Raw genomic sequence first — 8189 nt, 5'->3', positions numbered from 1 at the left:
GTAGGCCTCGGGCTGGTAGTAATCGTAGTAGGAGACGAAGAACTCCACCGCGTTCTCGGGGAAGAAGCTCTTGAATTCGCTGTAGAGCTGGGCGGCCAGCGTCTTGTTGGGCGCCAGGATCAGCGCGGGCCGCTGGGTCGCCTCGATGACCTTGGCCATGGTGAAGGTCTTGCCCGACCCGGTGACGCCGAGCAGCACCTGCTCGTGCTCCTGGCCCTCCAGCCCGGCCACCAGTTCCGCGATCGCCGTCGGCTGGTCCCCGGCCGGCTCGTAGGCGCTGACCAGTTTGAACCTCTGCCCACCCTCGGACTTGTCTGGCCGTGTCGGCCGATGCGGCTTCCACAGCATCGGCATGGTGTTCTCGTCGTAGTCGAACGCCGCCGACATATCGGCGACCCCTGGGGATGTCGGCGGGGCGGGCTCGGCAGGGCGGCGCATGGCGTGCAAGGTAGGCGCTCCAGGTCAGGTTCGCCACCCTCGCGCAGGCCTGCTGACAGCAGGGTGTCAGCAGCGACCACGTGTTGGCTGACGGAGCGCTTCACGCCTCGACGCCAAGGCTTGGTCCGTTACGCGAGTCGATGCTGCCGAGGTAGCGCGCGCGTTTCCCAGGCGGCATAAGGGTGTTCCCGCGGCTTCCAGCCGCCAGACCCGCAGACGCCTTGAGCAAGCCAGCGCCTACCTCGAGTGACACGCGCGACCCGCAGAGGTTTCCCACCCTGTCGGCGGCCGAGCTCGACCGCCTGCGGGGGTTCGGGACGGTTCAGGACTTCGCCGCGGGGGAGGCGCTGGAGCGGGTGGGCGAGCCTGGCCACGGCTTGGCGGTGATCTTCTCGGGCGAGGTCGAGGTGTTCGGCAGCGATGAGCTGGGCGAGCGCACGCTGATCGTCACCCATCGGGCTGGGGGATTCGTGGGCGAGCTCGCCCAGCTCTCGGGCCGTCCCGCGCTGGTGGATGCCCTGGCCGCCACTCCGGTGAGCGCCCTGATCATCCCGCCTGAACGGCTGCGCGCGCTGTTGGTGGCCGAGGCCGAGCTGGGCGAGCGCATCATGCGCGCCCTGATCCTGCGCCGCGTTGGACTGCTGGAGCGCGGCTCGGGCGGCCCGGTGATCGTGGGCCGAGGCGACGACGCCGACGTGCTCCGCCTGGAAGGCTTCCTGACGCGCAACGGCCACCCGCACCGCCGTCTCGATCCCGCCGAGGACGCCGACGCCAACGGTCTGATCGCGCGCTTCGGGGTGGCGGCCGACGATCTTCCCATCGTGCTCTGCCCAGACGGTTCGCTGATGCGCAACCCGCCGGAGGCTCAACTCGCGCGCTGCTTGGGACTTGTGGCGCCGATCGATCCCAACCGGCTCTACGACGTGGCAGTGGTGGGCGCCGGCCCGGCCGGACTGGCGACTGCGGTCTATGCGGCGTCCGAGGGGCTGTCGGTGCTGGTCCTGGACTGTCGCGCGTTCGGCGGCCAGGCGGGCGCCTCGGCCCGCATCGAGAACTACCTGGGCTTCCCCACCGGGATCAGCGGCTTGGCGCTGATGGCGCGGGCCTACAACCAGGCGCAGAAGTTCGGGGTCGAGATGGCCATCCCCGACGAGGTCGCCAGTCTGTCACCGCACCCGGACGGCGGCTACGCCGTGGCGCTCAGCAACGCCGAACAGGTGCGCACCCGCGCAGTGGTGATCGCCGCCGGCGCCCGCTACCGCCGCCTCGACGCTGTCGGCCTGGAGGCCTGCGAGGCCGCCTCGGTCCACTACTGGGCCTCGCCCCTGGAAGGCCGGCTCTGCGCAGGCCAGGAGGTGGCGCTGGTGGGCGCCGGCAACTCGGCGGGCCAGGCGGTGGTCTATCTGGCCAGCCAGGTCCGCAAGGTCTGGATGTTGGTCCGCGGCCCAGGGCTGGAAGCCAGCATGTCGCGCTACCTGATCGACCGCATCCGGTCGCTGCCCAACGTCGAACTGGTCACCGGCGTCGAGGTGCGCGAGCTGAAGAGCCGGAACGGCCAGCTCGAGGCCATCCGCTGGCGCGACCGCCGCTCCGGCGTCGAGACGGAACGCGCGCTGCGCCACCTCTTCCTGTTCGTCGGCGCCGATCCCCACACCGACTGGCTGACCGGCTCGGGCGTCGCCCTGGACGCGAAGGGGTTCGTCCTGACCGGCGATACCGCCGACCGCCGCCCGCTGGAAACCAGCCTGCCTGGCGTCTTCGCCATCGGCGACGTCCGCGCGGGCTCGGTCAAGCGCGTGGCCGCCGCAGTGGGAGAGGGCGCCCAGGTGGTGGCGATCCTCCACAGCCACCTGGCCAACGCCTCCGCCTGATCAGCTCCCGAGGTCCTGCATGGAAGACGCCTGCCCGCACGCCGCCGTCATCGCCGCGGTGACGTCGAGCACGCGGGTGCTAGGAGCGCCTGCAGTCCGGGTCGGGCTGGCTGCATCTGCGGCTCTGCCGCACGTCTGCGGTCACGTCGGCTGATGCGACCAATCGCCGAACCGCCACGTTATGGCGCACGTCCACGCCATCGGAACAAGGAACCGATCCCATGACGGAACTCATCTACCATGTCGTCGAACACGACGGCGGCTGGGCCTACAAGGTCGGCGACACCTTCTCCGAGACGTTCCCAACCCACGACGCGGCGCACCGCGCCGCGGTGCGCGCCGCCGGCGAACAACGCGTGTCCGGCGAGACGGCCGGCATCGAATACGAAGACTCGTCAGGCAAGTGGCGCTCGGAAGTCGACGCCGGCGACGACCGCCCGGACACCAAGGTCGACGACTGACAGCGTCTAGCGGCGCGCGTCCAGCCAGTCGCGGATGGTGCGATTCACCTGACCCTCCGCGTCGTGCTGCACGAAGTGGCCGGCCTGCGGGAACATGACCAGGGTGGTGTCGGCGTCCACATGGTTCCACGTGCCGGCGTGGCCCGCGGCGTTCAGCGCCGTGTCCTTCATGCCGTGCAGCACCAGCACGGGGACCTTGATCTGCGGCGGGTCGGGCGGTGGCGGGGCGTTTTCGCCGACCCCACGGGGATAGTTGGCCCGGTAGTAGTTCATCATCGCGGCAAAGTCGGAGCGCTTGAAGGCCTCGACGTAGCCAGGCTTCTCAGCCGGATCCTTCACCCAGCCGGCCAGGCCTTCGGCGGTGAGGGTCTTCTCCGACCCGGCCTTCTGGAAGTTGCGCGCATACTCGCTGTTCTTCTGCTGGTCGGCGTTGGCGGCGAGTTCGCGGAACATGCCGGCCGGGTGCGGTACGCTCAGGATCACTAGCTTGTTGACCAGGTCCGGCCGGTTGAACGTGGTCTGCCAGGCGATCGCCGCGCCCCAGTCGTGGCCGATGACGATGGCGTTCTTCTGGCCCTCGGCGGCGATCACCGCGGCCACGTCGCCGATCAGATTGGGCATGGCGTAGGCTGCCTCCCCCTGCGGCTTGTCCGAGAGGTTGTAGCCCCGGGTGTCCAGGGCGACGGTCCGGTAGCCCGCCTTGCTCAGCTCGGCCATCAACGGCTTCCAGGTCGCCCAGTAGTCGGGGAAGCCGTGGATCATCACCACCAGCGGACCTTGGCCGTCGGCGACATAGTGGATCTTCACGCCGTTGTTGGTCGCGTACTTGTCCAGCGGTGCAGCCTGGGCGGCGCCCGTCAGCGCCAAGGCCGCGAGCAGCGCCATCATCGTGCGGATCATCCGCGCCTCCATTGCCTCGCTAGAGGAAAGGGGCAGCTTGCCGGAGGCGAGCGGGGTGGGGAAGGGGGTGATCCTCTCCGGCGCCCCGCGCAGTAACCCACGCTTCCCCAGCCGTCTCGCGTCACGAACAACCTTTCCGGGACCGGAGGAAAGTACCGTGTGATACACAGTATGCGCTAGACACTGTGTATCACACAGTGTACGACGCACAGCAGATGCCAAACGATACCGACATTTTCGAGACGCTCCGCCAGGAGCTGCGCCGCGGATCTCTGATCCTGGCCGTCCTGGGGCAGCTGAAAGCCGAGCACTACGGCTACACCCTGCGCAAGGCCCTCGCCGAGGCCGGGGTGGAGATCGACGAAGGCGCCCTCTACCCCATGCTGCGCCGGCTGGAGGCCCAGGGTCTCCTGACCAGCGAATGGCGCGAGGAAGAGCGGCGCAACAAGCGCTTCTACACGCTCTCGCCAGAAGGCCGCGCCGTGCTCGACCGCCTGGTCGAGGAGTGGTCGCGCCTTAACGGGGCGGTGCACGCCATCCTCAAGGACAAGCCATGAAAGACCTTCTGGACCGCTACCTGGCCGCCGTGGGCCGCGAACTGCCTGACCGCCAGCGCGTCGATATCACCGCCGAGCTGCGCGATGAGCTGCTCACCAAGATCGAACTCCGAGAGGAGGCCGCCGGCCGTCCCCTCGAGCGCAGCGAGGTTGAGGCCGTGCTCCTGGAATTCGGCCATCCGCTGATCATCGCGGGGCGCTACCGTAAGGTGCAGCACCTGGTGGGACCCGAAGTATTCCCGGTATGGTGGGCCGGGTTGAAGCTGAGCCTTTGCATCGTGGCGGCCGTCTACCTCGTGGTCGCGATCCTGCATCTGACCTTCGCGGTGGGCGGCCCGTTCGCCGACGATCAGTTCCCGAGCCTGGTGACTGCGCTGCTGACGACGTTCGGGGCGGTGACGCTGGTGGCGGTCGTCGTCGAGCGGTTGAACCTGCAGCGCTTCGTCTATCGCTGGCGGCCGCGACAGCTGCCGCCAGCGGGTGTCAAGCCGACGTCGCCGTTCGAGCGCGAGGTCGAAATCGGCATGGAAGTCGTCTTCATCCTGTGGTGGCTTGAGATCATCCGCTTCCGCAACCTGTTCCCTCTGGGCGACCTGGTGGCGGAGCTGGACAGGACCGTGTTCGACCCCTGGTTCTGGCCGGTGCTGGCCTACTCGGGCTACGGGCTCCTCACCAACGTGGTCGGCCTCATGCGGCCAGGCGCAGCGCAGTTGAACGCGACCCTGACGCTCGTCCGGTCGGTCATCGTGGTCGGAATGAGCCTGGGACTGCTGCAGGCCGGCCACTGGGTGAACGTTACGTCCACCCTGATCCCTTCACACCTGCTCCCGACGGTGCAGGAGAACTTCGATCTCGGCGTCAAGGTCAGCCTGGTCGTCACCGCGGTCAGCATGGCGATCAAGGCCGTATTTGACGCGCGGCGCTTGTGGCGGGCGAGGCAGGACGCCCAGACGCCGCTCTCGACCCGCGCAGCCTAGAACGACGTGTGCGCGGCGCTCGCAGCGACCATCATCACGCCGATCAGTGCGGCCAGTGCGAATATGAGATTGCGCATCCTGCGCTCCCCCGTTGTTCTCAGAACGGGTACGCAGCAATTCCGGCGCCAGATGCGGGCTTCCGGCTTCGAGTTGGCCCGGGACCGGGACAAGGTTAACTTGCACGGTTGCAGAAGATTGCGGCGTTCAACGAAGACTAAGTGCAGAGCGCGGGGAACTTTCCGAAAATGCCCTGGGTTGTCATGGCTATATACGGTTAGCGCCTCCTGAACCGGACCTCCTCAGGCCCGCACCGTTAATGCTGCGGTGCAAAAAAGTGTTGCCAAGGCGCTTGCCTGCATTCATATCCCCTTCATCATTTGCCGTCGCCTCCCCCACAACGGATCTCGGGGCGGGCCTGCCGGCGACCGCTACCAGCACGAGCAGGGGCAGTCGCGGCGACAATGAGCCGGGGGGCGTGGGCCCTCGCCACTGAGGACCGTTCAGTTTGTCATATGGAACGCAGGCGCAGGGCCGATGGCCCGCGCTGATGAGCGCCGCTTTGTTGGGCTCCAGCGCTGGGCTGGGCTTGGGTGCGATCTACATGAACGCGGGCTTGGCCCGCCACAGCGTCGAATTGGCGGCCGCCCAGCGGACGACCGAGTTCGCCGCCAATAGCCGTACGCGCCTGGAAGGCCATGTGGGCAAGGACCCGCGAGTGTCGCGCCACGACTTCGACGCCACCGCCGGCGTTCAGAGAGTGGCCAATCGCTTCGTCGTGAACCGCCCCGCGGCCAAGCCCAAGCGCCGGGCCGATCTCGATTGCCTCACCGAGGCCGTCTACTACGAGGCCCGCAGCGAGGATGTTCGCGGCCAGGTCGCGGTGGCCCAGGTGGTTCTGAACCGGGTCAAGCACCCGGCCTACCCGAAGTCGGTCTGCGCCGTGGTGTTTCAAGGCTCCAACCGCCGTGGGTGCCAGTTCAGCTTCGCCTGCGACGGCTCCATGCGCAGTCGCCCCGAGCGCGCCGCCTGGGACGAGGCTCGGAGCATCGCCGCGAGGGTCCTGGCTGGTAACGTGACCCGCTACGTCGGCTCGGCGACGCACTATCATACGACCGCCGTCTCGCCGTTCTGGGCGCCGCACATGGCTCGTGTGGCCCAGGTTGGCGCGCACGTCTTCTACAAGTTCTCGCCCCGCAAGCTGCGCGCTGCGCCTACTGACGAGCCGGCAATGGCGCAGGTGATGCTAGTCTCGTTGCCCGCGGCTCAGACGCTGGACCTGCAGGTGTCGCCGGCGATGGAGGAGGCCATCGAGGCGTCCATCCAGCCTCCGACGCCGGACCCAGCCCAGGCCGTGGCGTCCCCGAAGCCCGCCGAGGCGGCCATGCTCACCGCGCCTCAGCCGGTTTCCACCGCCGGGTCCTGACAGGCCGCTCGCCAAGCGGTTGATCAGAGCTGCGCGGCGGGCTTGTGTGCTGCAGCCCAAGCCCGCGGGAGCAATCGGATGACCGTCGACGCCCACACGCAACTCGCCAAGGACCTGCTGGGCAGTTCCTACGACGACCTCACGCCGGTCCAGCGCAGCGTCATCGACCTGATCGCCAACCAGACCCCGACCAGTGTGCATCCCAAGCTGCAGCTCGACGGCCGGACCTTCGGCGAGCGACTGGCCGACCGGGTGGCGGCCATCGGCGGGTCCTGGGCTTTCATCATCGGCTTCGGCGTGGTCCTGGTCGTGTGGATGGGCTGGAACGTCGCCACCAGGATCTTCAGCCTGGCCTTCGATCCCTATCCCTTCATCTTCCTCAACCTGATGCTGTCGATGCTGGCGGCGATCCAGGCTCCGGTGATCATGATGAGCCAGAACCGCGCGGCCGCGCGCGACAGGGCTTCCGCCGAGCAGGACTACATCGTCAACCTGCGCGCCGAGCTCGAGATCATGCACCTGCGCGACAAGGTCGATGCGATGCGCAAGCGAGAGCTGCTCGGCATCATCAAGCGGCAGAACGAGGCCCTCAGCATCCTGCGCGAACAGGGGCCGGACGTCAGCCGCGGGCCGAGCGCCTGAGGGCCTGGGGCGGCTGGCCGAAGGCCCGCAGGAAGGCGCGGCGCATCCTTTCCGGATCGCCGAAGCCGACCGTATCGGCCACACGGTCGATGGGCGTGTGACTGGTCTCCACAGCGGTGCGCGCGGCCTCGAGGCGCAGCCGCTCCACCGCCTTGGCCGGCGTGGTCCCGGTCTCGGCCGTGAAGGCGCGGGCGAAGTTGCGGGGGCTCATGGCGGCCTGGTCGGCAAGGCGCTCGACCGTCAGGGGCTCGGCCAGGTGCGCGCGCATCCAGTCCATCAGCTCGGCGAAGCGGCCCGAGCGCCCACCCAGTTCGATGAGGGCGGAGAATTGGGACTGCCCCCCCGGACGGCGCTGGTGGACCACCAGCTGCTGGGCCGCCCGCCGCGCCACCTCGCCGCCCAGGTCCTGCTCCACCAGCGCCAAAGCCAGATCGATGCCGGCGGTGATGCCGGCGGAGGTCCAGACGTCCCCATCGCGGATGAAGATGCGATCGGCGTCCAGCTTCACCTCCGGATAGCGCCGCGCGAAGTGATCCGTGCTGCCCCAATGGGTGGTGGCGCGCCGGCCGTCGAGCAGTCCGGCCTCGGCCAGGAAGTAAGCGCCGGAGCACACGCTGGTCACCCGCCGGGCCGCGGGCGCTGCACGGCGGAGCCAGTCGGTGATCGCCGATGACTCCTTGATCGCACGCCGGGTGTCACCGCCCACAACCATCAGCGTGTCCCATGGGCCATCGCACAGGTTCTCGGCGCCGAACGTCACGCCGGACGTGCTCGTGACCTGACCCCCGGCGGGCGCCAGGACTCGCACCTCGTAGGCGCCCGGACTGAAGCGGGACGCCATCTCGAACACCGCGATTGGGCCGGCAGCGTCGAGCAACTGGAAGCCAGGGAAGATGGTGACAGCGAGGCGGAGGGTCATG

General features: G+C 68.4%; 9 protein-coding genes. 6 read left to right on the top strand and 3 right to left on the bottom strand.

All coding sequences use genetic code 11. From position 1 onward, the window contains the following. On the bottom strand, positions 1-387 hold a 387-nt coding region (locus QZV94_RS06920), incomplete at its 3' end, for a DEAD/DEAH box helicase family protein (protein ID WP_293677077.1). A 272-nt stretch (positions 388-659) separates the two neighbouring features. Between QZV94_RS06920 and QZV94_RS06915 the strand changes: the two genes are divergently transcribed. After that, entirely contained in the window at positions 660-2309 is a 1650-nt protein-coding gene (locus QZV94_RS06915) for an FAD-dependent oxidoreductase (protein ID WP_293677076.1), read from the top strand. A gap of 221 nt (positions 2310-2530) precedes the next feature. Continuing rightward, entirely contained in the window at positions 2531-2770 is a 240-nt protein-coding gene (locus QZV94_RS06910) for a DUF2188 domain-containing protein (protein ID WP_293677075.1), read from the top strand. Between the two features lie 6 nt (positions 2771-2776). Here the strand turns inward: QZV94_RS06910 and QZV94_RS06905 are convergent, their stop codons facing one another. Next, positions 2777-3670 (bottom strand): alpha/beta hydrolase, encoded by an 894-nt coding sequence (locus QZV94_RS06905; RefSeq protein ID WP_293677074.1) that lies wholly within the window; start codon positions 3668-3670, stop codon positions 2777-2779. Between the two features lie 215 nt (positions 3671-3885). Here QZV94_RS06905 and QZV94_RS06900 point away from each other — a divergent pair, with 215 nt between their 5' ends. The 4 genes from QZV94_RS06900 (at position 3886) to QZV94_RS06885 (ending at position 7269) form a co-directional block, all read left to right on the top strand. After that, entirely contained in the window at positions 3886-4227 is a 342-nt protein-coding gene (locus QZV94_RS06900) for a PadR family transcriptional regulator (protein WP_293677073.1), read from the top strand. Next, on the top strand, positions 4224-5204 hold the full coding sequence (locus QZV94_RS06895; protein WP_293677072.1) for a hypothetical protein: 981 nt from the start codon (positions 4224-4226) through the stop codon (positions 5202-5204). Before QZV94_RS06900 ends, QZV94_RS06895 begins: the two co-directional genes overlap by 4 nt. Positions 5205-5751: 547 nt before the next feature. Next, positions 5752-6627 carry a cell wall hydrolase gene (locus QZV94_RS06890; RefSeq protein ID WP_293677071.1) on the top strand — a complete coding sequence of 292 codons (876 nt, stop codon included), beginning with the start codon at positions 5752-5754 and terminating at the stop codon, positions 6625-6627. A 78-nt stretch (positions 6628-6705) separates the two neighbouring features. Further along, complete coding sequence (locus QZV94_RS06885; RefSeq protein ID WP_293677070.1) at positions 6706-7269, top strand: DUF1003 domain-containing protein; 564 nt, start codon at positions 6706-6708, stop codon at positions 7267-7269. Here the strand turns inward: QZV94_RS06885 and QZV94_RS06880 are convergent. Then, complete coding sequence (locus QZV94_RS06880) at positions 7247-8188, bottom strand: GlxA family transcriptional regulator (protein WP_293677069.1); 942 nt, start codon at positions 8186-8188, stop codon at positions 7247-7249. The genes QZV94_RS06885 and QZV94_RS06880 overlap by 23 nt on opposite strands. Position 8189 lies beyond the last annotated feature (1 nt).

The organism is uncultured Phenylobacterium sp. (assembly GCF_902826855.1).
Lineage (GTDB): Bacteria > Pseudomonadota > Alphaproteobacteria > Caulobacterales > Caulobacteraceae > Phenylobacterium.
The sequence above is the reverse complement of the archived record's forward strand: the minus strand, read 5'-3'. Positions and strand labels throughout refer to the sequence as shown.